This window comes from Pseudomonas sp. Irchel s3f10, assembly GCF_900187515.1.
Taxonomy (GTDB): domain Bacteria; phylum Pseudomonadota; class Gammaproteobacteria; order Pseudomonadales; family Pseudomonadaceae; genus Aquipseudomonas; species Aquipseudomonas tensinigenes.
Genome location: NZ_FYDZ01000005.1, coordinates 1 through 23,874 on the forward strand (window position 1 = coordinate 1; position 23,874 = coordinate 23,874).

At 60.2% G+C, this 23,874-nt stretch carries 22 protein-coding genes; 16 read left to right on the forward strand and 6 right to left on the reverse strand.

Features of this window, described 5'->3' with window-relative positions; all coding sequences use genetic code 11:
- Nucleotides 1-581: type II secretion system F family protein (locus CKW17_RS13000; RefSeq protein ID WP_176470069.1), on the forward strand; the 581-nt coding region annotated here is incomplete at its 5' end.
- A 217-nt stretch (nucleotides 582-798) separates the two neighbouring features.
- Here the strand turns inward: CKW17_RS13000 and CKW17_RS13005 are convergent.
- On the reverse strand, nucleotides 799-1,941 hold the full coding sequence (locus CKW17_RS13005; RefSeq protein WP_095120118.1) for a polysaccharide lyase family 1 protein: 1,143 nt from the start codon (nucleotides 1,939-1,941) through the stop codon (nucleotides 799-801).
- Between the two features lie 198 nt (nucleotides 1,942-2,139).
- On the opposite strand from CKW17_RS13005, the gene CKW17_RS13010 reads away from it, so the two are divergent.
- On the forward strand, nucleotides 2,140-2,895 hold the full coding sequence (locus CKW17_RS13010) for a FadR/GntR family transcriptional regulator (protein ID WP_038364752.1): 756 nt from the start codon (nucleotides 2,140-2,142) through the stop codon (nucleotides 2,893-2,895).
- Between the two features lie 4 nt (nucleotides 2,896-2,899).
- On the opposite strand, the gene CKW17_RS13015 is transcribed toward CKW17_RS13010, so the two are convergent.
- The 3 genes from CKW17_RS13015 to CKW17_RS13025 all read right to left on the reverse strand — a co-directional run bounded on the left by CKW17_RS13015 (nucleotide 2,900) and on the right by CKW17_RS13025 (nucleotide 5,454).
- Nucleotides 2,900-3,793, reverse strand: coding sequence for an SMP-30/gluconolactonase/LRE family protein (locus tag CKW17_RS13015; RefSeq protein WP_095120119.1), 894 nt, complete (start codon nucleotides 3,791-3,793; stop codon nucleotides 2,900-2,902).
- Nucleotides 3,790-4,632, reverse strand: a complete 843-nt coding sequence (locus CKW17_RS13020; protein WP_095120120.1) for an NAD(P)-dependent oxidoreductase — start codon at nucleotides 4,630-4,632, stop codon at nucleotides 3,790-3,792. Before CKW17_RS13020 ends, CKW17_RS13015 begins: the two co-directional genes overlap by 4 nt.
- Before the next feature lie 96 nt (nucleotides 4,633-4,728).
- Nucleotides 4,729-5,454, reverse strand: coding sequence for an oligogalacturonate-specific porin KdgM family protein (locus tag CKW17_RS13025; RefSeq protein ID WP_095120121.1), 726 nt, complete (start codon nucleotides 5,452-5,454; stop codon nucleotides 4,729-4,731).
- 361 nt (nucleotides 5,455-5,815) lie between these two features.
- On the opposite strand from CKW17_RS13025, the gene CKW17_RS13030 reads away from it, so the two are divergent.
- The 9 genes from CKW17_RS13030 (at nucleotide 5,816) to CKW17_RS13070 (ending at nucleotide 16,249) form a co-directional block, all read left to right on the forward strand.
- Nucleotides 5,816-6,970, forward strand: coding sequence for a mandelate racemase family protein (locus tag CKW17_RS13030; protein ID WP_008079679.1), 1,155 nt, complete (start codon nucleotides 5,816-5,818; stop codon nucleotides 6,968-6,970).
- Between the two features lie 72 nt (nucleotides 6,971-7,042).
- The gene (locus CKW17_RS13035) at nucleotides 7,043-8,653 is read left to right on the forward strand and encodes an ABC transporter substrate-binding protein (protein WP_095120122.1); all 1,611 of its coding nucleotides are present in this window, start codon (nucleotides 7,043-7,045) and stop codon (nucleotides 8,651-8,653) included.
- Nucleotides 8,654-8,737: 84 nt separating this feature from the next.
- On the forward strand, nucleotides 8,738-9,751 hold the full coding sequence (locus CKW17_RS13040; RefSeq protein WP_016987798.1) for an ABC transporter permease subunit: 1,014 nt from the start codon (nucleotides 8,738-8,740) through the stop codon (nucleotides 9,749-9,751).
- Between the two features lie 46 nt (nucleotides 9,752-9,797).
- Nucleotides 9,798-11,408 (forward strand): ABC transporter substrate-binding protein, encoded by a 1,611-nt coding sequence (locus CKW17_RS13045; RefSeq protein ID WP_095120123.1) that lies wholly within the window; start codon nucleotides 9,798-9,800, stop codon nucleotides 11,406-11,408.
- A gap of 62 nt (nucleotides 11,409-11,470) precedes the next feature.
- Entirely contained in the window at nucleotides 11,471-12,388 is a 918-nt protein-coding gene (locus CKW17_RS13050; protein WP_034152645.1) for an ABC transporter permease, read from the forward strand.
- An 11-nt stretch (nucleotides 12,389-12,399) separates the two neighbouring features.
- A complete protein-coding gene (locus CKW17_RS13055) occupies nucleotides 12,400-13,239 on the forward strand; it encodes an ABC transporter ATP-binding protein (protein WP_026000816.1) in 840 nt (279 codons plus the stop codon).
- Between the two features lie 10 nt (nucleotides 13,240-13,249).
- Nucleotides 13,250-14,026 (forward strand): ABC transporter ATP-binding protein, encoded by a 777-nt coding sequence (locus tag CKW17_RS13060; protein ID WP_095120124.1) that lies wholly within the window; start codon nucleotides 13,250-13,252, stop codon nucleotides 14,024-14,026.
- A 23-nt stretch (nucleotides 14,027-14,049) separates the two neighbouring features.
- A complete protein-coding gene (locus CKW17_RS13065; RefSeq protein ID WP_095120125.1) occupies nucleotides 14,050-14,418 on the forward strand; it encodes a 5-carboxymethyl-2-hydroxymuconate Delta-isomerase in 369 nt (122 codons plus the stop codon).
- A gap of 13 nt (nucleotides 14,419-14,431) precedes the next feature.
- Nucleotides 14,432-16,249, forward strand: coding sequence for a glycosyl hydrolase family 28 protein (locus CKW17_RS13070; RefSeq protein WP_095120126.1), 1,818 nt, complete (start codon nucleotides 14,432-14,434; stop codon nucleotides 16,247-16,249).
- 8 nt (nucleotides 16,250-16,257) lie between these two features.
- Here CKW17_RS13070 and CKW17_RS13075 read toward each other — a convergent pair whose 3' ends face one another.
- Nucleotides 16,258-16,536, reverse strand: coding sequence for a hypothetical protein (locus CKW17_RS13075; RefSeq protein ID WP_095120127.1), 279 nt, complete (start codon nucleotides 16,534-16,536; stop codon nucleotides 16,258-16,260).
- Between the two features lie 99 nt (nucleotides 16,537-16,635).
- Nucleotides 16,636-18,240, reverse strand: coding sequence for an RNA repair transcriptional activator RtcR (gene rtcR, locus CKW17_RS13080; protein WP_095120128.1), 1,605 nt, complete (start codon nucleotides 18,238-18,240; stop codon nucleotides 16,636-16,638).
- A 203-nt stretch (nucleotides 18,241-18,443) separates the two neighbouring features.
- On the opposite strand from rtcR, the gene CKW17_RS13085 reads away from it, so the two are divergent.
- The 5 genes from CKW17_RS13085 (at nucleotide 18,444) to CKW17_RS13105 (ending at nucleotide 23,871) form a co-directional block, all read left to right on the forward strand.
- Entirely contained in the window at nucleotides 18,444-19,991 is a 1,548-nt protein-coding gene (locus tag CKW17_RS13085; protein ID WP_095120129.1) for a TROVE domain-containing protein, read from the forward strand.
- Between the two features lie 336 nt (nucleotides 19,992-20,327).
- Nucleotides 20,328-21,554 carry an RtcB family protein gene (locus CKW17_RS13090; RefSeq protein ID WP_095120130.1) on the forward strand — a complete coding sequence of 409 codons (1,227 nt, stop codon included), beginning with the start codon at nucleotides 20,328-20,330 and terminating at the stop codon, nucleotides 21,552-21,554.
- Between the two features lie 14 nt (nucleotides 21,555-21,568).
- A complete protein-coding gene (locus CKW17_RS13095; RefSeq protein ID WP_095120131.1) occupies nucleotides 21,569-22,357 on the forward strand; it encodes a nucleotidyltransferase domain-containing protein in 789 nt (262 codons plus the stop codon).
- Nucleotides 22,358-22,365: 8 nt separating this feature from the next.
- Complete coding sequence (gene rtcA / locus CKW17_RS13100) at nucleotides 22,366-23,391, forward strand: RNA 3'-terminal phosphate cyclase (RefSeq protein ID WP_095120132.1); 1,026 nt, start codon at nucleotides 22,366-22,368, stop codon at nucleotides 23,389-23,391.
- A 150-nt stretch (nucleotides 23,392-23,541) separates the two neighbouring features.
- On the forward strand, nucleotides 23,542-23,871 hold the full coding sequence (locus CKW17_RS13105) for a hypothetical protein (protein WP_016987808.1): 330 nt from the start codon (nucleotides 23,542-23,544) through the stop codon (nucleotides 23,869-23,871).
- The last annotated feature ends 3 nt before the right edge of the window (nucleotides 23,872-23,874 follow it).

Genomic DNA, 23,874 nt, shown 5'->3' on the forward strand with positions numbered 1-23,874 from the left:
CGATGCTCAATGCCAGCGATTTCATTCGTGCGTGGGGCTGGTTGTGTGCGGCGCTGATCGCCGGCGCGTTTTGGAGCTGGCGCTTGTATCTGCGCAATCCGGCGGCGCGTTTGAGTTGGCATCATCGCGTGCTGAAGTTACCGTTATTCGGGCGTTTCATCCTTGGCCTGAACACCGCACGTTTTGCCTCGACGCTGGCGATTCTCGGCGGCGCCGGGGTGCCGTTGTTGCGCGCGCTGGAGGCGGCGCGGCAGACGCTGTCCAACGACCGCTTGAGTTTGAGCGTCACTGAGGCCACGGCCAAGGTGCGTGAAGGGGTCAACCTCGCCGCCGCGTTGCGCGTGGAGAATGTGTTCCCGCCGGTGCTGATTCACTTGATCGCCAGCGGTGAGAAAACCGGCTCGTTGCCACCGATGCTTGAGCGTGCGGCGCAAACCCTGTCGCGGGATATCGAACGGCGAGCAATGGGCATGACCGCACTGCTTGAGCCGTTGATGATCGTGGTGATGGGTGGGGTGGTGTTGGTGATTGTGATGGCGGTGTTGTTGCCGATCATTGAGATCAATCAGTTGGTCCAGTAGTGGTGTTGTTGCACAGGGCCTCATCGCGAGCAGGCTCACTCCTACAGGGGTACGCATTTCAAATGTAGGAGCGAGCCTGCTCGCGAAGGGGCCAGTCAGGGCAATGAATAATCAAAATTTTCTCAGAACTCCAACTCCACCCCCGCACCATCTTCAAGCAGACATGAAAAAGCCCTCGTCACCGAGGGCTTTTCATTGACACGGTTACATCGATCAATCAGATCTTGCCAGCGCCAGCCTTGGCCTTAACATCGGCCGCGACTTTGTCTGCGTTCAGCGGGGTGTAGCTGTAAGGCGGGGTCCAGCCGATGTTGGTGCCCCACTTGCAGGTCAGCAAGGTGCCATTGAGCGTAGACCCCTGATCAAGGTAAGCGCTGCCACCGTAGTCGCCGGCGATTTTGTCGCAGCCGCTGATGCCGGAGATTTCGAAGGCGTTTTTCTCGGAGAAAATCTTCGAGCTCTTGCCCACACCGTGCGCGTAACTGAACGGGTAGACCTTATGGCTGGTGCTGCCCACGTGATAGTTGTTATACAGATGCACCTGGCCGAAGCGAACGCGTGGTGCGCGGGCGGAGATGTTTTCGAACAGGGTATTGTGGATCGTGACCTTGAGCTTGCCATCATCGGTGGTGCGGCTGTCGCTGGAACCGATCAGGTTGTTCTTCTCGTGCGATTTGAACGCCGAGTAGGAAATGGTCACGTAGTTGGCACCGTTTTTCACGTCCAGTGCGCCGTCGTGGTGTTGCTTTGGACGACCGTTGGCAGTGCCGTTCTGGTCATCGGTGCGGCGGCCATCGGTGAAGGTGACATGGTCGACCCACACATTGTTGGCGCCTTCGATGGTCAGCCCGTCGTACTCGGAGTTCCAGTTGCCGGCGCTGCCGTCATTGGCGTCCCAGATCGGCTCGGGATCCCACGGGTTTTCGAGGGTGATGTTGCGGATGATCACATCGTTTTCCTTGGCATAGAAGAAACCCTCGCGGATCTCCGCCGTGCTGCTCGTACCGACGATGGTCGTCTTACCCGGGATATCCAGACGACCGCGCTTTTTCATATCAGCGGTCGTCGTATAAGCTTTGCCTTCGCTGATGTCGATCGGCCCGGTAATCTTGATGATGCGACCGTTGGTGCCGACCGAAGCGCTGAGTGCGGCTTTCAGTTCGGCAGCGTTCTTCACGGTGTAGATGTTGTTGGCTGCCGCTCTGGAGCCACCCTTGGTGCCACCGTTTTGCGTGGCCCAGCCAGTCGTTGCAACATCCAGCCAGATATCGGCCGCTTGTGCAGGCAGGCTGGAAAACAGCAGGCTGCCGACGATGGCGCTGGCCAGTTTGCAGGCCGTGAAGGTTGTTGGTTTTGTCATGAGTAATCAGATCCTTGATTAACTTGAGTGTTTTACACGCGAAATTTCGACGTGTTTCTCGAGCGGACGTCCTTATCGCCATTGCAGCGAATCGAACGTCCGCTGCATGAGAAATCCTATCATTGAACTGGTGCGTTGTCGTACAACTGAATGGGCTATGATGCGTAATTATTCGAAAACTCGAGATTTTTGTTGCTGATGGACAGATCCAACGCCACACCCAATGTTCGTCGCCGGCATCGCAGCCTGGCGGAGGACCTGGTCACCGAGCTGTCCCGACGCATTTGCAGTGGCGAACTTGCGCGCGCGACGAAGCTGCCGACTGAATCTCAGGTCATGGCCGAGCACGGCGTCAGTCGCACAGTGGTGCGCGAGGCGATATCGCGTCTGCAGGCAGCAGGCCTGGTGGAAACCCGTCACGGTATCGGCACCTTCGTTCAGGACATTCCCAGCCCGAGCGGTTTTCGCATTGATCCGGACAGCATCGTCACGCTTCAGGATGTCTTGGCGGTGCTTGAATTGCGCATCACCCTTGAGGTCGAGGCCGCCGGCCTGGCGTGTGCGCGGCGTACCGATGAGCAACTGCAACTGATGCGTGATTCGCTGGACGCCATCAATTCCCGCGCCGTCAGTGTCGACTACGCCGTGTCGGCGGATTTCCAGTTCCACCAGCAAATCGCGCTGGCCACCGGCAACCGCTATTTCACCGACATCATGCTGCACCTGGGCGCGAACATTCTGCCGCGCACACGCCTGCATTCCAAACGCCTGGAGAATGACCGCAAGGAGCCCTATCTGGAGCGCCTCAGTCGCGAGCATGAAGACATTTACATTGCGATTGTCCGGCGTGATTCCGACGCCGCACGCGCAGCCATGCGTTTGCATCTGTCCAACAGCCGCGAGCGTCTGCGCCGTGCCTACGAAGCTGCAGACGCGGCGGCGTTGAACGTCTGAAACCTCAGGCGCGGGCCTTGGGTTCGGGCAGGCCTTGAACACCCGGGTTGAGGGCAAAGACTCCGCCCGCCAGTGGCTGATCGGCGAGGTCGATGCCTTGCGGGCGAATCGAGGTGACAAACAGGGTGTCGAGCCGAGGGCCGCCAAAGGCACACATCGTCGGTTTCTTCACCGGCACCGGCAACGCGCGATCCAGTTTCCCCTGCGGGGTAAAGCGCAACACCAGGCCGGCATCAATCGCGCAGATCCAGTAACAACCGTGTGAATCGACGGCGGCACCGTCCGGTCGACCGGGGTGGACGTTCATGTCGACGAACACGCGGCGGTTGTGCGGCGTGCCACTGTCGATGTCGTAATCGAAGGCCCAGATCAGTTGCCGGCTCGGGTGCGAATCGGACAGATACAGGATGCTCCCGTCGGGACTGAACGCCAGGCCGTTGGGCACCACAAGGTCCTCCAGTTGCGGCGCCAGCACCGATGCATCGTTCGGGTTTTGCGCGTCGTAGCGATACAGCGCGCCGACCGCCTCGGCACCCATCGTGGTTGGCATCGAGCTGGCCCAGAAGCGTCCCTGACGATCGCAGCGACCATCATTGAAACGCATGCGCGGGCGGGCGTGCTCGACGCCGATGAGCTTTTCCGCAGCCAGACGTCCGTCAGCCTGCGGGCGCAATTTGAACAGTCCACTTTCCTGCGCGCCCAGCCAATGTCCCGCTTCACTGCGGGCGATACAGGCGAGCATTTCATCCGCCTGCCAGCAGTCGGTCTGGCCATCGAGCTGCCAGCGATGCAAGCGGCCGGCCGGAATATCCACCCAATACAAGGCATTTTCGTCGGCTTGCCAGACCGGGCTTTCACCGGTGGCGTTGCGCGCATCGACAATCAGTTCAGCACTCATGAGCGCGTCTGCGCCGGCGTTTCAAACGGACCTGCTGCGGTAAAGGCGCCGCCCTGGTACAAGCGGTCGGGATGGTCGGCGGCGAGTGCTGGTTGTTGTTCGACCTTTGCGCGAAAGGCTTCGGAGCTGTCCTGCGGCGCAAAGCCCAAGTGCGCGGCGTGCCGGTTGTTCCACCACTGATCACGGTTGGCGGACACCCCGTACACCACGCTGTGCCCGACATCGCTGGCCAGCAGAGCGCGAGCGATCAGGTGCTGCAGATCGGTATAGCTCAGCCAGGTCGCCAGCATGCGCACGTTGCGCGGTTCGGGGAATGAGGAGCCGATGCGCAGGCTCACTGTTTCGATGCCATAGCGGTGGAAATAGAACGTTGCCAGGTCTTCGCCGTAAGCCTTCGACAAACCGTAATAACCGTCCGGGCGACGCGGCGAATGGGCGTCGATCTGTTCGTCCTGCGAGTAGAAACCGGTGACGTGGTTGGAGCTGGCGAACACGATGCGCTTGACCCCGTGCAGACGCGCGGCCTCATAAACATGAAAGGTGCCGCGAATATTCGCCTCGAGGATTTCTTCGAAGGATCGCTCCACCGAGATCCCGCCCAAATGCACGATGGCATCGACGCCCTCGACCAGCGCGGCGACAGCGGCCTTGTCGCTCAGATTGCAGTTGATCACTTCGTCCTGCGCGCCGCGGCTCGGCGCCATCGCACTGATGTCCGAGGAGCGGACGATGTCGGCGTGAACCTGCAGGGTTTCGCGCAGAATCTGGCCGAGCCCACCGGCGGCGCCGGTCAGCAGAATACGGTTGAAGGGTTTGGCTTGCGTAGCGTGTGTGGTCATGCTCGGGTCTTCCATTACGCGGTGGTGAAAGGGTGGGGCGGCAGGGTGTCTGCCCGACAAGCGATGCGCGCTCGCCAGGCAAAACCAGTGCGCGGCTTACATGAAGTTGTACTGCACGCCCAGACGCCAGCGAGCCTGGCGGTCGGGTGAGGTGGAGTCGACTTTGATGTCGCCGATTTCCATGAAGGGCGCCCATTGTTTGGTGAGCTTGTATTTGACGATCAGGTTCTGTTCGTAGTCGCTCTTCTTGTTGTCGTAGCGGATGTAGTCGGTCTTGAAATAGATGAACTGATATTCGTAAGCCCACTTGTTGGCTGGCGTGTAGCCGAGCCAGCCTTCGAAGCGGTGGGTGGTCTGGTCATCCTTGTAGTGATCGGGCATGTCTTTGTTGACCTGATCGCGATCGAGTTTGCGCAGGTCCAGGCGATAGCGCGTCGCTACGTAAAAGGCGTCGTCGATTTTGTAGTTGTACTTGAGGCCGAACTTGTAGGCGGTCGCATCCTTGGAGCTGTCCATTTGAAACGCCGGGGTCAGCGTCGACTGCGCGCTGAGCTTGTAGTTGTAGCTCACCGTGAACTCATGGCCGTTGTTGACCATGTTGTCGTAGGCGACATCTTTGCGGTCCCCGGCCGTGCGGTATTTCATCTCCGCCTCAAACCCCAGTCCACTGTCCAGGCGGTAATTGAGCTTGATTCGGTCGGCGTGGGCGCTGTCCTCCTCGGTGTACTGGTGGCGGTAGTTGAGGCTGGCAGAGTCAGCGTTGACAGCGAAGGGCAGGCCGAGGGCCGCGACAGTGACGAGCGTGCGTAGGGTGGTGTTCATACGGTCTTCTTTTTTTGTTTTTGTTAGGGTCGTTTGACGAGTACTACAGGCACCGCGATGTTGCGTATGGCTCTCATTTGAGGCGCAGATATAAGTTATCGTACGACAAGATGACTCGTCTACGTGATTTTGCTGGTTTAGAAACATATTGATACATATACGCCCTGTGAATAGGGGTCTAAAGCAAGTCCTGTTATTCCGTAGTCATCTTTAAATATGGCGCTTTGCTGGACGTTTAGCCGCAAAGGCTTCGATTCGAAGAGGTGTTATTGGGTCTTTTCAAGTGTTGTACGATGACCTATGATCGATCGCAACCGACGACACTCCTGTCACAAATCCAATAAGAAGGCTCAAGACGTCCATGAGAATCACAGCAGTCAACGTCCAGGTTTTTTCCTATCCCACCCGCCGCGCAGTCGACAGCGCCGGTCATGCTCATCCCGGTGATGTCAGTCAGGCGCAAATGGCGTTGCTGCGCATCCAGACCGAAGACGGCAAGGAGGGTTACGCCCTCGGTGCGCCGGAGCTGATTCGTCCTTATGTGCTGGACGGTTTTGTGCGCAAGGTGCTGGTCGGGCAGAACGCCTTTGATCGCGAAAAGATCTGGCATGACTTGGCGCACTGGCAGCGTGGCAGCGCCAGCCAGTTGACTGATCGCGCGCTGGCATTGGTCGAGCAGGCGTTGTGGGATTGGGCGGGGCGCAAGCTCGGCGTGCCGGTGCACAAGTTGATCGGCGGTTTTCGTGACAAGGTGCCGGCGTACGGCTCAACCATGTGCGGCGATGAATTGCCTGAGGGCCTGGCGACGCCGGAAGACTACGGACGCTTTGCCGAAACGCTGGTCAAGCGCGGCTACAAGGCGATCAAGTTGCACACCTGGATGCCGCCGGTCTCGTTCGCACCGAGCCCGCGCATTGACGTCAAAGCCTGCGCGGCGGTGCGCGAAGCGGTGGGCCCGGACATCGCCTTGATGCTCGACGGTTATCACTGGTACAGCCGCACCGAGGCGCTGTACATCGGACGCGAACTGGAAAAACTCGACTTCGCCTGGTTCGAAGAACCGATGATGGAAGAATCCGCCGAATCCTATGCCTGGCTGGCGGGGCAACTGGACATTCCGGTGCTCGGGCCGGAAACCTTGTCCGGCAAACACCTGAGCCGGGCCAGTTGGGTCAAGCACGACGTTTGCGACATCCTGCGTGCCGGCGTCGCCGGGGTAGGCGGGATCGGGCCTTGCCTGAAAGTCGCGCACATGGCCGAGTCGTTTGGCATGGACTGCGAAATTCACGGCAACGGCGCAGCCAACCTGACGGTGGTCGGCGCGATCAAGAACTGCACCTGGTACGAGCGCGGCTTGCTGCACCCGTACCTGGATTACGACGAGGTGCCGGCGTACCTCAAGCGCCTGGTCGACCCGATGGACAGCGACGGTTTTGTGCATTTGTCCGACCTGCCGGGTCTGGGCGAAGACATCGACTTCAACTTCATCGAGATGAACACGCTTAAAAGCTTCTGACGTGTACGCGGGCTGCCCGGTGCATGCCGGGCTGTCCGAGAGCCCTATAAATATAAGAAAGGCACTCTCGCTATGAACATTCTTCCTTCGCTGTGGGCGCGGGTTCTGGCGGCTACCCTGACGGTGACCGCGCTACCTGTCGTCCATGCCAAAACCCCGGCCGATCAATTGATCGTCGGCATGAGCATGATCAATCTGCTGTCCCTCGACCCGGCGGCGGCCACAGGTCTGGACGTGTCGGAGATCAATGCCAACCTCTATGACATGTTGCTGGTGCAAGACGTCGCTGCGCCGGATCGGCTGTTGCCGGCACTCGCCGAGCGCTGGCAAGTCAGCGACGACCGCAAGACCCTGACCTTCAATCTGCGCCAGGGCGTGCAATTTCAATCGGGTAACCCGTTGAGCGCCGAAGACGTCGCCTGGTCGTTGCAGCGCGTGCTCAAACTCAATCTCGCACTGGCGTCGACCTGGAAGGCTTACGGTTTTACTGCTGACAACGTCGAGCGTTCGATGCGCGCGACCGATGCCAATACCTTCGTCATTGAATTGCCGCGACCCACCGATCCGCAGTTGGTGCTCAACACGCTGGCAACCTCGCCAAGCGCCTTCATTCTCGACCGCAAAAAAGTCCTCGAACATCAGAAGAACAATGACCTGGGCGCCGCCTGGCTGGTGACGCACGCCGCCGGCAGTGGTGCCTTTGTGCTCAATGACTGGCGCGCCAACGACGTGATTCTGATGAGCCGTTTCGACGGTTATTGGGGTGGCCCGGCCAAGCTCAAGCGCATCGTCATGCGCAACATGACCGAGTCGCAGTCGTTGCGTCTGATGATCGAGCGCGGTGACCTCGACATTGCCAAAGGCATGTCGGCGCCGGACATTCAGGCTTTGCAGAAAAGCGACAAGGTCCGCACGCAAACTCTGCAACGCGGCACGCTGTACTACGTCGCACTGAGTGTGAAGCAGCCGATGTTCGCCGACGCGCGCGTGCGCAAAGCCGTGCGCTCGTTGATCGACTACCAGGGCATTAACCAGACCGTCATGCCGCACTACGGCGTGATCAATCAGCGGCCGATGCCGTTGGGACTGGCCGCGCGCCTGCCGGATCCCGGTTATCGACTGAATGTCGATGAGGCAAAAAAACTTCTCGCTGACGCCGGTTACCCGAACGGGTTCAAGACCAGTATTCGCGTGCTGGCCGAGCCGCCGTTCATCAACATCGCCTCCAATCTGCAATCGACGCTGGCGCAGGCCGGGATCGAAGCCAGCATCATCACCGGCACCGGTAACCAGATCTACGGCGCCATGCGTGAGCGCAGTTTCGACATCATCGTCGGTCGTGGCGGTGGCGGCGCCGAACGTCATCCCCATTCGAGCCTGCGCACGCTGGTGTACAACCCGGATAACCGTGACGAAGCCAAGCTGAGCAACTTTCAGGGCTGGCGCACTTCGTTCTACAGTCCCGAATTGAATCAGTTGATCGAGAGTGCCGAAGTCGAGCCCGATGCGCAGAAACAGCAGGCGCAGTATCAGGACATCCAGCAGCAACTCGATCAGCAAGTGGGCGCCATTCTGCCGGTCTCGCAGATGACCGATACGGTGCTGGTCTACGCCGATGTTGCCGATTTTCAGGGGCACACGGCCGCGACCACGCGCTACAAAGACGTCTACAAAAAACGCTGAAATGCACGGATGAACTTCGCGTGCCGGGTGCACCGGTGACCGTTTTATCAGGAGCTGACTATGTTTGTTATGACTGCCTCTGCCATGGGAGCCCGCGCCTCCAATACTGCGCGGCGTGCCAGCACGGTACTGGTGACGTTGCTGGGCCTGCTGGCGCTGACGTTTATCATCGGTCGGGTGATGCCGCTCGATCCGGTGCTGGCGGTGGTCGGGCCGGACGCCGACAGTTCGACCTACGATCAGGTGTATCGGGCGATGGGGCTCGACAAGCCGATCTGGACCCAGTTCGGCCTGTACCTCAATGACTTGCTGCACGGCAATTTCGGCAACGCGCTGTTGACCGGGCACCCGGTGCTCGATGACATCCGCCGAGTGTTTCCGGCCACCATCGAACTGGCGACTCTGGCCATCCTCTTCGGTGTGCTGATCGGTTTGCCGCTGGGCGTCTGCGCGGCGAGCAATCAGGGGCGACTGGGCGATCATGTCGCGCGGGTGATTACCCTGTTCGGCTATTCCACACCGATTTTCTGGCTGGGCATGATGGGCTTGCTGGTGTTTTACGCCTGGCTCGGCTGGGCCGGGGGCGCCGGTCGCATCGACCTGGCGTACGACGGCATGGTGCCCGAAGTCACCGGGCTGTTGCTGATCGATTCGAGCCTGGCCGGTGATTGGGAAGCCTTCGCCAGCGCCTTGCGCCACATCGTTTTGCCGGCGCTGATCCTCGGGCTGAACTCGGTGGCTTACATCAGTCGGATGACGCGCAGCTTCATGCTTGAGCAACTGTCTCAGGAATACATCATCACCGCTCGGGTCAAGGGTTTATCACGCCGCCAGGTGGTCTGGGGTCACGCCTTTCGCAACATCCTCGTGCAACTGCTCACAGTGGTGGCGCTGGCTTACGGCTCGCTGCTCGAAGGCGCGGTGCTGATCGAAACGGTCTTTGCCTGGCCGGGTTTCGGCCAGTACCTGACCAGCAGCCTGATGCTCGGCGACATGAATGCGGTGATGGGCTGTGTGCTGGTGATCGGTTTGATTTTTGTCGCGCTCAACCTGATCAGCGATGCCTTGTACAAGGTCTTCGATCCACGCACCCGTTAACGCGCCTGGCGGCGGCACCAAAACTATAAAAACAAGGATTTTTCAAATGACAACTGCATTTACCAAACTGCACGCTGGCCTGTTGGCGGCGGTCCTGGCGCTGGTGCCGATGACCCAGGCCAACGCCAAGACGCCGGCCGACCAACTGATCGTCGGCATGAGCATGGTCAACCTGTTTTCCATCGATCCGGCCAATGCGCCGGGCCTCGACGCTTCCGGCGTCAATGCCAATCTTTACGACACTCTGGTCAAGCGAGATCAGGGCAATCCAGAACAGCATCTGCCGCAACTGGCCGAGCGTTGGACGATCAGCGATGACGGCAAGCAGGTAACCTTTCATTTGCGCCAGGACGTCAAGTTTCACTCCGGCAATCCGCTGACGGCTGAAGACGTGGCCTGGTCGCTGTACCGAGTGATGAAACTCAATTTCGGTCTGGCCACGACCTGGAAAGCCTACGGTTATAACGTCGACAACATCCAGTCACTGATCCGTGCCAGCGATGCCCACACACTGGTCATCGACTTGCCGCAAACCATGGATCCACTGTTGTTGATCGATTCGCTGGCGATCTCGCCGAGCGCGGTGGTGATCGATCGCAAAACAGCGTTGGCGCATGAGAAAAACAATGATCTCGGTGCTAACTGGCTGGTGACCAACGAGGCCGGCAGCGGCCCCTTTGTGCTGAGCAAATGGACGGCGAACGACTCGCTGTTGCTGACCCGGTTCAACGGTTATTGGGGCGGTGCTGCCAAGCTCAAACGGGTGGTGGTGCGGCACATGACCGAATCGCAGTCGCTGCGCCTGATGCTGGAGCGCGGTGACCTCGATCTGGCGTACGGCATGGCCGCACCGGACATTCGCGCCATCGACGGTTCGGAAAAAATCCATGTTCAGTCACTGCCGCGCGGCACCATGTACTACGTCGCGCTAAGCATGAAACAGCCTGAATTTGCCAATGCCAAAGTTCGCGAAGCGGTGCGTAACCTGATCGACTACAAGGGCCTGGACGAACAGGTGATGCCGTATTACGGCCAACTGAATCAGCAGCCGATGCAACTGAGTCTGGCGGCGCGCCTGCCGGATCCGGGTTATCACATGGACGTCGCCAAGGCGAAAAAACTCCTCGCCGAAGCGGGTTATCCGGACGGCTTCACCACGACCATTCGCACACTGTCAGAGCCGCCCTTCATCGACATCGCCGCGCGCCTGCAAGCGACGCTGGCCGAGGGCGGGATCAAGGCCAGCATCGTCAACGGCACTGGCAACCAGGTGTACGGCGCGATGCGCGCGCGCAACTTCGACATCATCGTTGCGCGCGGGGCCGAGCGCTATCCGCATCCGTATTTCAGCCTGCGCACGTTTGCCTACAACCCCAACAACAGCGATGACGCCGGCCTGCCGAATTTCCAGGGCTGGCGCGCGTCGTTTTTCAGCCCGCAGCTCAATAGCCTGATAGATCAGGCCGGGGTCGAACGCGATGCCGGCCAGCGCCTGAACCTGTATCACCAGGCGCAAAAAATCTACGACGAGCAGGTCGGCCCGATCATGATGATTTCGCAGATGACCGACACCGTGGTCAGCGCCGCCGACGTCAAGGGGTTCGCCGGTGATGATGCCGAGGCGACGCGTTATCTGGGTGTCTACAAACAACGCTGAACGCTGCCCGGTGCGTCGGCGTATGCGCCGGGTGATCCTCAATTCAATCCGAGAACATGCCCATGATTGCCAACATGTCTTCTACTGATTCGAGCGCCAAGCGGCGGTCGGATCGTACCCCCGGATCCAGCTTCGACGCTTTCTGCAAAAGTGCCCTGAAAGTCTTGCGGCACTTGTTGCGCAACCCGATGACCCTGGCCGGATTGCTGGTCGCGCTGGTGCTGGTGGTGGTGGCGCTGTTTGCGCCATGGATCGCCACCCATGATCCGGTGGCGCAAAACCTCGCCAACGCCCTGCAGGCGCCGGGCGCCGCGCACTGGTTCGGCACCGATGAATACGGCCGGGATATCTTCAGTCGGCTGGTCTACGGCTCGCGCATCACGCTGTACATCATCACCCTGGTGACCGTGATCGTCGGCCCGATCGGGCTGTTTATCGGAACCGTCTCCGGTTATTACGGGGGTGTCGTCGACACGGTGTTCATGCGCCTGACCGACATTTTCATTTCCTTCCCCAGCCTGGTGCTGGCGCTGGCGTTCATCGCTGCGCTCGGTCCGGGCCTGGAACACGCGGTGGTAGCGATTGCGCTGACGTCTTGGCCGCCGATCGCGCGACTGGCGCGGGCGGAAACCCTGTCGTTGCGCAAGGCTGACTTCGTCGTGGCGGTCGAGCTGCAAGGGGCTTCGTCCACGCGAATCATCCTGCGGCACATTGTGCCGATGTGCATGTCGTCGGTGATCATCCGCCTGACCATGAACATGGCCGGGATCATCCTCACCGCAGCGGCTTTGGGCTTTCTCGGCCTCGGTGCGCAAGCGCCGTCGCCGGAGTGGGGCGCGATGATTTCCACCGGACGTCGCTACATGCTCGAGTGCTGGTGGCTGGTGGCTGTTCCGGGGGCCGCAATCATGTTGGTCAGCCTGGCTTTCAACCTGTTGGGCGACGGCCTGCGGGACATTCTTGATCCGCGCAGCGAGTAATCGGAGGCTGTATGTCTGCAATCAAATTGAACGTCGAAGGGCTCAATGTGCGCTTCGTCAATGCTCAGAAAGAAACCCATGCCGTGCGCGACGTGTCCTTCACCCTCGGGCGGGAAAAACTCGCCATTGTCGGTGAGTCGGGTTCGGGCAAATCGACGGTGGGTCGCAGCCTGCTCAAGCTGCACCCGGCCAGTGCGCGGATCACCGCCAAGGCCATGCAGTTCGGTGAAGTCGATCTGCTGTCGGCCGGCGAAAAGGTCATGCAGAAGATTCGTGGCCAGCGCATTTCGATGATCATGCAGGATCCGAAATACTCGCTGAACCCGGTGGTCAAGGTCGGCGATCAGATTGCCGAGGCGTATCTGGCGCACCACAAGGCCAGCCGCAGCGAGGCCCGCGAGCGGGTGCTGGAAATGCTTGAAAAAGTGCATATCCGAGATCCGCAACGGGTCTACAACCTGTACCCGCATGAGGTCTCCGGGGGTATGGGCCAGCGCATCATGATCGCGATGATGGTTATCACCCGACCACAGGTGATCATCGCCGATGAGCCGACCTCGGCCCTTGATGTGTCGGTGCGTCAGCAAGTGCTCAACGTGCTGGAAGAGCTGGTCGAGCAGCAGGAAATGGGCCTGATTTTCGTCAGCCACGACCTCAACCTCGTGCGCAATTACTGCGACCGCGTGTTGGTGATGTACGCCGGCAGGGTGGTCGAATCGCTCGCCGCCGGAGACCTGCAACATGCGCAACATCCCTATACCCGAGGCCTGATGGCGGCGTTGCCGAGCATGGACAACCGTCGCGAACGGTTGCCGGTGTTACAACGCGATCCACTGTGGCTGACTTGCTGAGGAATCGACCATGTCCATGATCCAAGCGCACGCGCTGAACCTGAGTTTCGGCGCCGGCCCGGCCCTCAATCAGGTGCTGCACGACGTCAGTCTCAGTGTCGCCGACGGCGAATCCTTCGGTTTGGTGGGGGAGTCCGGCTCCGGCAAGACCACCGTTTTGCGCTGCCTGGCCGGGCAGTACCGGCACTGGACCGGCGAGTTGAGCATTGCCGGCGCGCCGCTGCAGCACAAGATTCCCAAGGAGCATTTCCGTCAGGTGCAGATGGTGTTCCAGGATCCCTATGGCTCGCTGCATCCGCGCCACACCGTCGACACGGCGCTGCGTGAGCCGCTGATTATTCACGGCGTGCGCGACAAGGACGACCGGATCAACGAGATCCTGCTCAAGGTCGGTCTGAACGACAGTTACCGTTTTCGCTATCCGCACCAGTTGTCCGGTGGCCAGCGCCAGCGCGTGGCGATTGCCCGTGCGCTGATTCTCGAGCCGCGCGTGTTGCTGCTCGATGAGCCGACCTCGGCGCTGGATGTCTCGGTGCAGGCGGAGATTCTCAATCTGCTGGCGGATTTGCGCCGGCGCGAGAAACTCACCTACCTGATGGTCACTCACGATCTCGGTGTGGTCACGCACCTGTGTGATCGGGTAGCGGTGATGCAGCAGGGCAAGATCGTCGAGTTGCTCGACAGTCAGGCGCTCAGCCAGGATCTGGCAAGCCACGCTTACACGCGGATGCTGGTGCAGGCCAGTCGAGATTTCAGCGAGGAGTCGGTGCGCCAGCTCGCTGGTTAAGCCGATCCAACAAGGAGCGCGACATGCCGCATTGCCTTATCGATTGCCCGCAAACCCTGGCCCAGCGTGTCGGCGAGCAAACCCTGCTCGCTACCGTGCATGACGCCCTCGATGCCTTCGGCCTGTTCAAGGCCGGGGACATCAAGGTGCGCCTCAACATGTTCGAGCATTACCGCTGCGGTGCGGGCGCGGACGATTTTGTCCACGTCGTGCTGTCGGTGTTGTCCGGGCGCAGTGCTGAACAGCGCCGGCGTCTGGCCTCGGCGACCGTGGCGGCGCTGGTCGCTTTGCTGCCGGACGTCGAGTCGCTGTCGATGGAGGTTGTGGAAATGCCCCGCGAGACGTTCGTCAACCGCAGCCAATACCTGCAAGAAGCCGGATTGTCGGCCTGAACAAGGAGTGCTCATGCCTTATCGATATGTTGTTCCGACGCAGCGCAAACAGCCTTTGGCTTTGTCGCTGGCAGCCACGTTGACGCTGGTTTGCAGTGTGCCGTCGTGGTCGCTGGAGGCGCCGGCAAAACTGCAGGTGCCGACCCTGGCCTACGATGATCAGCAGATCATCCTGGTCTGGGAAAAGCCCGCCGATCACGCCGATATCAGCGACTACCGGGTCTACGCCAACGGTGTGTTGCTGGGTGGCAGCAACGCCAACAATGACCGCGTCTCGCCGGCCAAACCTTACATCGACCGCTTCTACGAACAGGATGTTGCCGGTTTTCATCATCGCATCGGCATTCACAGTTACACCGCGCAAGGCTTGAAAGCGGATACGGCCTATCGGTTCACCGTGCGTTCGGTGGGCGCCGATGGCAAGGAGTCGGCAGACAGTCCGGCCGTTGTACAGCGGACGAGCAAGGTCGCGGCTGTGTTCGATGTCAGGAAGTACGGCGCCAAGGGTGATGGCAAAAGCCTCGATACCCTGGCGATCCAGAACGCCATCGACGCCTGCACCCCCGGCTGCAAAGTGTTGTTGCCCAGGGGCACCTACAAAAGCGGGGCGCTCTACCTGAAGAGCAACATCACCGTGGAAATCGCCGAGGGTGCAACGCTGTTGGGTTCCGAACGTGCCGAAGACTATCCACCGGCCGGCTACATCCAGTATCCGTATTCGAGCACCGTGCGCCCGGCGTCGCTGATCAACGCCTTGCCGCGTGATCCGCGGCAGCACCAGTCGTTCGAAAACATCCGCATCGTCGGCAAAGGCACGATTGACGGTAACGGCTGGAAGCGCCGCGCCGATGTCGTCGACGAGCGCGGTCAGCCATTGCCGTTCTACCTGCCCAGCGACAACACCCGCTACCAGCAGGACGGCATTCTGGCCAAGGCGCAAGTCGAGCAAGCGGTCGCGCGCGGCATGAACGTCAAGGATGCCTACGGGCAGATGCGCTCGTCGGTGATCACCCTGCGCAACGTGAAAAACGTGTTCTATGGCGGTTTCACTGTGGTGAACCCGGCCTTCCACGGAATCATGAACCTGGAAACCGAAAACGTAGTGCTGGCCAATACCACGCATAAAACCTACGACGCCAATAACGGCGACGGCATCGAATTCGCCAACAGCAAGGGCGCGATGGTCTTCAACAACTTCTTTGATACCGGCGATGACTGCGTCAATTTTGCTGCGGGCACCGGGGCGGATGCCGTGCAGCAAAAGCCGCAGGAAGATGCCTGGATCTTCAATAACTACTTCCGCAAGGGGCACGGCATGGTGGTTGCCGGCAGCCATACCGGCGCATGGATTCAAAACATCCTGGCCGAAGACAACGTTTCCGATGGCACCGATGCCGGCCTGCGCATGAAGAGCACCAACTTCATGGGCGGCGGGGCGCGTAACGTGATCTTCCGCGACTCGGCGATCCGTAATACGCTCAAGCAGGCGTTCATTTTCACCCTCGACTACAACGATCCGAACGCCAAGCTGGATTACCAGCGCTCAACCATTCCCGGGCAGTTCCGCGATATCCGCGTCGCCGACGTGAGCGTCGAAAATGCTCAAGGCAAGGCGATCGAGGTCAAGGGCGACAGTCAGCACGACGCCTGGCATCAGGGGTTGGTGTTCGAGCGCGTGCGCTTCAGTGGTCCGGCCAAAGCGCAGATCGACGGGTTGAAGGATTCGCTGTTCGACCATGTGTCGTTCAGCGGGCATGGCGCTGCCAACCCGTGGCAAATCACCGGGAGTGTCGGGCTGACGTTCACGGATGTGCAGCCGCCACCTCCGTAGAACCCTGATCAAGGTTTCGGCGATTTACCGAGGTCTTCCGAGTCGCTCGAAGTGGCAGCATCTTTTGCCGTTTCATGCGACTCGGCGCCGGAGTTCGAGCCCGACGCCTCTTCACCTTTCTTGTCGGCCTTGTCTGCGTTGGACTGAGCTTTGCCGGCCTGATTCACGCCGGGAAGCGCGGTCGGTGGCGCGGCAGACTCGTCAGCAGTCTTCGCGGCTGCCGAGGCGAAAAGCGGGCAGGCCGCGAGCAGGCCAGTCAGGGTGATCGCTGCAATGGTTCTGTTCATGATGGGCGTCTTCCGGTGGAAGCGGATGGTGATTCATTGGAAGCGTCCCGCAGGCGAAGGTGCCCGTGATTGGACGGGCGGTCAGTCGCTGCCTTCTCATCACTTGAGGGCGACGATCTGGCTCCACTCAAGCCCGAACCGGCCGAGGTATTTCCTCAGTCGATCGGCGTCGTTGGCTTGTGCCTTGGCCTGGCGCGATATTCCGAACAGCCGGCGGCCGGCATCGGACAAGCTGTCCGCCTGCCGGCACACCTCGATCACGGCCTTCAATTGCAAGCGGTCGAACAGATCCATGGTTTCGGCGTCCCCCGGTAACTCTCCTGAAATCGCCTGCGGTTGCGCCAGGCCCCACGCGTAGCGCAGCCGATCAATTTCTTCCTGCACCTGCGCCTCATCAATCCGTCCGCTGTCGGCCAGGGTCGCCATGCGCGTAATCGACGCCGACAATTCGCGGAAGTTGCCGAGCCACGCCGCTTCGCGAGAGCTGGCGAACGCCAGATAACTGCGCCGGGCTTCGAGGTTGAAGCGCACCAGTTGCCCGTGTTCGCGGGCATGGCGCTCCAGCTCGAAATCAATGTTCGGTTCGATGTCCTCGCGGCGGCCGGCGAGGCCGGGCAGGTCGAACGTCCACAGGTTGATGCGCGCGTACAAATCTTCGCGGAACAAGCCATCAGCGACCCGGCTGCGCAGGTCGCGGTGGGTGCCGGCGATGATCAGGAAATCACTTTCGACTTCCTTGTCGGAACCCAGCGGAAAGAAGCGTTTTTCTTCAATCGCCTTGAGCAGCATCGCTTGTTCGTCTGCGCCCAGCTCGCCGATCTCATCGAGAAACAGCATGCCGCCATCGGCAGCGCGCAACAGGCCGTCACGGGCGTTCTGTGCGCCGGTGAAGGCGCCTTTGACATGGCCAAACAACGCCGACATCGCGCCATCGCCACGCAAGGTGGCGCAGTTCACCTCGACGAAACGCCCATGCATCTGATGACGATTGCGTTTGAGTTCGTAGATGCGTCGGGCGAGGAAGGATTTGCCGGCGCCGGTCGGGCCGATCAGCAACATCGGTGCCTTCGAGCGCACGGCCACGCGCTCGATCTGTTCGATCGAGCGGTTGAAGGCGGCGTTGCGTGTGGCGATGCCGGACTTCAAGAACTCCAGGCCTTCGAGGCGCTTGTTGGCGAAGCGCGAAGCGATGCGATCGTAGCGCGACAGGTCGAGATCGATCAGGGCATGAGTGCCCATGGCGTGATCGCTTTCGCTGTTGCGCTTGGCCGGGGAGGTCTGGATCAGCCGCGCCGGCAGATAGCGCGCCTCGGTCAGCAGGAACCAGCAAATCTGCGCGACGTGGGTGCCGGTGGTGATGTGGACGAGGTAGTCCTCGCGCTCGGTGTCGAAATCGTAGGCGGTGGTGAAGTCGTGCAGCGCGCCGTAGACCTCTTCGAAATCCCATGGGTTGCGCAGTGCCATCGGGTGCAGGCGCACTTCGGTCTCTGGCGAAACCTGCTGGATGTCGACGCGCACCCGCTCGGCGAGGCTGACGTCGCGGGCGTCGATGCCGTGAATCAGCTCGAGCCGGTTGATCAGCACGTCTTGCTGTTGGCACAGGCCTACGCTTGGGCGCCAATGGCTCCAGCGATTGGCACCTTTGCCGACGCGATCGAGGGTGGCACCGATAAATCCGATGGCGACGGTTTGCTTGTTTGGCATGTTTATCTCAAAAGATAAAAGACGATATCCAATGATAATTATTCGGCGATGGGTTTGTCGTCAATTCATTCGATGAAATACGAGTAAAAAATAAAAACCATGTAAATCAATAAGATATAAATATTATTCGAGAAAAATCAAAAGCTGGCACAGCCGCTGCAATACCTATCGCAACGAACAGGACAACACAGCGAGACGCCAAGATGGCCAACTCAACGCTCTTCAACACGCAATCGAATCACCTGCCGGCCTGCGACACCTTGAATGCCTCCGGTGCCAGCGCTTATGCCTACAGCCCGAAGCACCAACTGGCGCAATTGGCAGTCACCGGTTGCCTGAACCAGACCTTTTACGCCTCCGCAGAAAGTCAGCTGGATCAAGTGCTGAAGCTGGTGGCCGAGCTCGACAGTCGCTTCGTGGCGAAAGCCGCGATCTACGCTCGCAAGAAAGGTCACATGAAAGACATGCCGGCATTGTTGCTGGCGGCATTGACCGCGCAGCGTTCAAGTCTGGTGCCAGAGGTGTTCGAGCAAGTCATCGACAGCGGCAAGATGCTGCGCAACTTTGTACAGATCCTCCGTAGCGGTGCCACCGGGCGTAAATGCCTTGGCTCGCAACCCAAGCGTCTGGTGCAGAACTGGCTGAACAGCGCGACCGAGCGGCAACTGCTGCAAGCGTCGATCGGCAATCAACCGTCGTTGGCGGACGTGGTGAAGATGGTTCACCCGAAACCTGCCGAAGCGTGGCGCGAAGCGTTTTTCGCCTGGTTGATTGGCAAACCGGTGGAGGCAAAGGCCTTGCCGGAGCTGACCCGCGATTTGCTGGCGTTTCGCAGCGGCGCGAGTGATGAAGTGCCGGCGGTGCCGTTTCAGTTGCTCGGCAACGAAACACTGAGCAAGGAGCAATGGGCCACTCAAGCCCGCAACATGGGCTGGCAGGGATTGCGCATCAACCTCAACAGCCTGGCGCGCCACGGCGCGTTTGAAGTACCGGGGTGCATCGAATATGTTGCGGCGCGGTTGGCCGATCCACAGGAAGTGGCGAAGGCGCGGGTGTATCCGTACCAGTTGTTGTCGGCTTATCGGATGATGGGCGAAAACACCCCGGCAGCGATCCGCGACGCTTTGCAGGAGGCGCTGGAGTTGTCGCTGGCCAACGTGCCCACGCTTGAGGGCGCGGTGGTGGTTTGCCCGGATGTGTCGGGTTCGATGGGCAGCCCGGTGACCGGTTATCGCCCTGGTGCGACCTCGCAGGTGCGCTGCATCGACGTGGCGGCGTTGGTGGCCGCAGCGGTATTGCGCAAACAGCCGGCTGCCCGGGTGATGCCGTTCGAGGTCGATGTGGTGGATATCCAGCTCAACCCGCGTGACAGTGTGATCAGCAACGCCGAGAAGCTCGCCGGGATTTTTGGCGGCGGCACCAACTGCTCGGCACCGCTGAAGAGATTGGCGGACAGCAAGGCCAGGGTCGATACGTTGATCATGGTCTCGGACAACGAATCGTGGATCGATTCGCAGCGTCGCGGCGCCAGCGAGACGATGCGCCAATGGGAGCGGATCAAGAAGCTCAACCCACAGGCAAGGCTGGTGTGCATCGACATCCAGCCAGGCCCTTCAACACAGGCGGCGGATCGCGATGACATCTTGAATGTCGGCGGTTTCAGCGATGCGGTGTTCGACGTGATCGAGCAGTTCACCAGCGGCCAATACAGTGCGCGGCACTGGGTCGAGGCGATCGAAAGCGCGTCATGAATTGATTGATCACCGGCGCTGAATGCCGATGGGACTACATCCAAGACGTCTCATCAAGCCCTTGTCAGCGCCAGTGACGGCACGAATGCCTGATGGCTGTACATCCAAGGCCGGTTAAGTCCGGAGCGCGGCAACGCGCATCAGTCATCAACTTTTGTCGTGCCACCTTTTTTGCGGTTATTGGCAGCGAATGCGACAGGTACTCCATCGGAACGCGGGTTCGACTCCCGCCCCGGCAACGGGGGCTCAACTGGCAGAGCCACAGTGCCTGTGTTTTTGTCGCTGCGACTTACAGAACAACGCCGAATCATCGGCCAATGAATAAAGAATGAAGACATGAAAGAACACACTTACCAACTGCTCGAAGTCGCCAACGGCAAACCGATCAAACTCTGGACCGAAGGCGTCCCGGTGGAAAACGAGGCCCGCGAGCAGTTGATCAACACCGCGAAAATGCCGTTCATCTTCAAACATCTGGCGGTCATGCCGGACGTGCACCTGGGCAAGGGCTCGACCATCGGCAGCGTGATCCCGACCGTCGGCGCGATCATTCCGGCAGCGGTTGGCGTCGACATCGGCTGCGGCATGATCGCCGCGCGCACGTCGCTGACCGCCGCTGATTTGCCGGACAACCTGCTCGGTTTGCGCAGCGCCATCGAGCAAGCGGTGCCACATGGCCGCAGTTCAAACCGTTCGCGACGCGACAAGGGCGCCTGGGATGAAATCCCGCAGCAAGCCGATCAGGCCTGGGCGGGGTTGCAACCACGGTTCAAGTTGATCACCGACAAGTATCCGAAACTGGCCAACACCAACAACCGTGGGCACCTCGGCACGCTCGGCAGCGGCAACCACTTCATCGAAGTGTGCCTGGACGAAGCCAACCGGGTCTGGTTCATGTTGCACAGTGGCTCGCGCGGTGTCGGCAACGCCATCGGCAACCTGTTCATCCAGATGGCTCAGGCGGATATGCGTCAGCACATCGCCAACTTGCCGGACCGTGACCTGGCCTACTTCGAAGAAGGCAGCCAGCACTTTGATGATTATGTGGAGGCGGTGGGTTGGGCGCAGGACTTCGCCAAACAGAACCGCGAAATGATGATGCGCGCGGTGATTCAGGCGACGCGACAGATTATTCGCAAGCCGTTTGAAGTGGCGCTGGAAGCGGTCAACTGCCACCACAACTATGTGCAGAAAGAGCGGCATTTTGGTGAAGAGGTGCTGGTCACGCGCAAAGGCGCGGTGTCGGCGAAGAAGGGCGAGTTGGGGATTATTCCGGGCTCGATGGGCGCCAAGAGTTTCATCGTTCGCGGTCTGGGCAACGAAGAGTCGTTCAGTTCCTGCAGCCACGGCGCCGGCCGCACCATGAGCCGCACCAAGGCGAAGAACACCTTCACCGTCGAAGATCAGATTCGCGCCACTGCCCATGTGGAGTGCCGCAAGGACGAAGCGGTGATCGACGAAATTCCGATGGCCTACAAGGACATCGACAAAGTCATGCACGCCCAGCGTGAGCTGGTGGAAGTGCTGCACACCTTGCGTCAGGTGGTGTGCGTCAAAGGATAAAAGGAAACCAGGTCATGGAACTGCAAGAGCGTCATCCGCTGTGCGCCACGATGCGTGCGCGGGTACTGGAAGAGCTGGCGCGCATAGAGCGTGAACGCAATGTCACGGTGTTATACGCCTGTGAGTCAGGCAGTCGGGCCTGGGGTTTTGCCTCGACCGACAGCGATTACGACGTGCGGTTTGTCTATGTGGAGAAGCCCGAGTGGTTCGTCCAGGTCGATGCGCCGCGTGATGTGATCGAACGTCCGCTGGACGATGAACTCGACGTCAGTGGCTGGGAACTGCGCAAGACCCTCGGGTTGTTGCGCAAATCCAATCCGACCTTGCTCGAGTGGCTCGACTCGCCGCTGGTTTACCGCAGTGAAACCGCTCAGGTGGCACAACTGCGCGAACTCGCCGAAGCGTTCTACAGCCCGCCCGCCGCGCGCAATCACTATCTGTCGATGGCGAAGAAGAATTTTCGCGGTTACCTGCAAGGTGAAACCGTCCGTTTCAAGAAGTACTTCTACGTGCTGCGGCCGCTGCTGGCGGTGCGCTGGATCGACCAGGGGCGAGGGCGGCCACCGATGACGTTCGCCGACCTGCTGACCACCGTCGACGACCGCGCGCTGCTCGCTGAAGTCGACGAACTGCTGGCCCTCAAACGCGATGCCGACGAGAGCGCCTACGGGCCGCGTCGTCCGGCGCTGCACGGGTTCATCGCCGCCGAGCTTGAGCGCGAAGTGCCCACATTACTCAGAACTTCGGAAGAGTCGCGACGCCTGGATCGGTACCTCAGGGAAACCGTCAGGTTGTACGCGTAAGGAATGCAATGAAACAGGAAGTGATAGAACTGGACGGTGCCATCGGTGGCGGCCAGGTGTTGCGCAGTGCCTTGAGCCTGTCGATGGTGACAGGCCGGGCGTTTCGCATTAAACAGATCCGCGCCAAACGCAGCCGTCCGGGACTGCTGAGGCAACATTTGACGGCCGTCATGGCGGCGGCCGAGGTCTGCGGCGCGACGGTTTCCGGTGCGCATTTGGGCTCGCAAGCGTTGAGCTTTGAACCCGGCGCGATTCGCTCGGGCGATTACCAGTTCGCCATCGGCACGGCCGGCAGTTGCACGCTGGTGTTGCAGACCTTATTGCCGGCACTGTTGCAAGCATCGCAGGCGAGCCGGGTGCGCATCTCAGGTGGCACGCATAACCCGCTGGCGCCGCCGACCGATTTCCTCACGCGCAGTTGGCTGCCGCTGCTGCGGCGTATGGGCGCCAACGTTGAGCTGGACTTGTTGCGACATGGATTTGTCCCGGCAGGCGGCGGCGAGATTGAGGTGAACGTGCAGCCGTCGAACCTGACGCGGTTGGACCTGTGTGAACGCGGCGAGGCGATTTCGCAACAGGCATCGGCGCTGACTGCCGGGCTGGCACCGACGGTGGCCGAACGTGAGTTGAGCCAAGTGGCCAAGCGCTTGAGTCTGCCGCCTGCGGCGCTGCAACATGTCACGCTTGATCCGGCGCGGGGCCCGGGCAATGTGTTGTTGCTGGAATACGCATTCGAGCACGTCACCGAGGTGTTCAGCGCGTTTGGCCAAGTGTCGCTGCGGGCTGAAAAGGTCGCCGACGCCGCGATCAATCAGGCCGCCGACTGGTTGCGCAGTGGTGCTGCGGTGGCCGAGCACCTTGCCGATCAGTTGCTGCTGCCAATGGCGCTGGCCGGTGGCGGCTCCTTCACCACGCCGCGCATGACCGAGCATCTGCACAGCAATATCGCAGTAATAGAGTTGTTTTTGCCGGTTCGCATTGATTGTCGGGAGGAGGGCGCGGATCGTTTGCGCGTTGAGGTCAGCGCCAACTGATCGTCGGGCCAGGGGCGATGGGATTTCATCAGAAAATCCCACCGCCTTTTTTACGTCCGTAAAAAACTCGCGAAAGGCGGCAAATTGCTGGCCCCCGGATTTTTGCTTCCCCGGCAAAATCGCCTTTTTTCAAAAGGTTAGGTTGGCTCTATGCGGACGATTGTCATCACCGTTGCAACGCTTTCCCTGGCTGTTTTCGCGGTGGGGGTGCAGGCGAAAGAACTGAGCAAAAGCCATCGCTTTGCCTGCACCTGGGGCTCGGACATTGCTGCCGGTGCCCAGCAATCGAAGTTGTCTGGCGTCTCGCTGTACGGCGCACGCAAACAATTGCAGGTGCGCCGATTCCAGCAACCGTGGATGCGCATGACCGCGATGGGGATTACCGAGCAAACCTACAACAGCACGTCGAAGCTCAAGCCGGCGGCGGTCAAGCAGACCTATTACGAACAATGCGTGCGCCACGAACTGGCCCAGCGATAATGC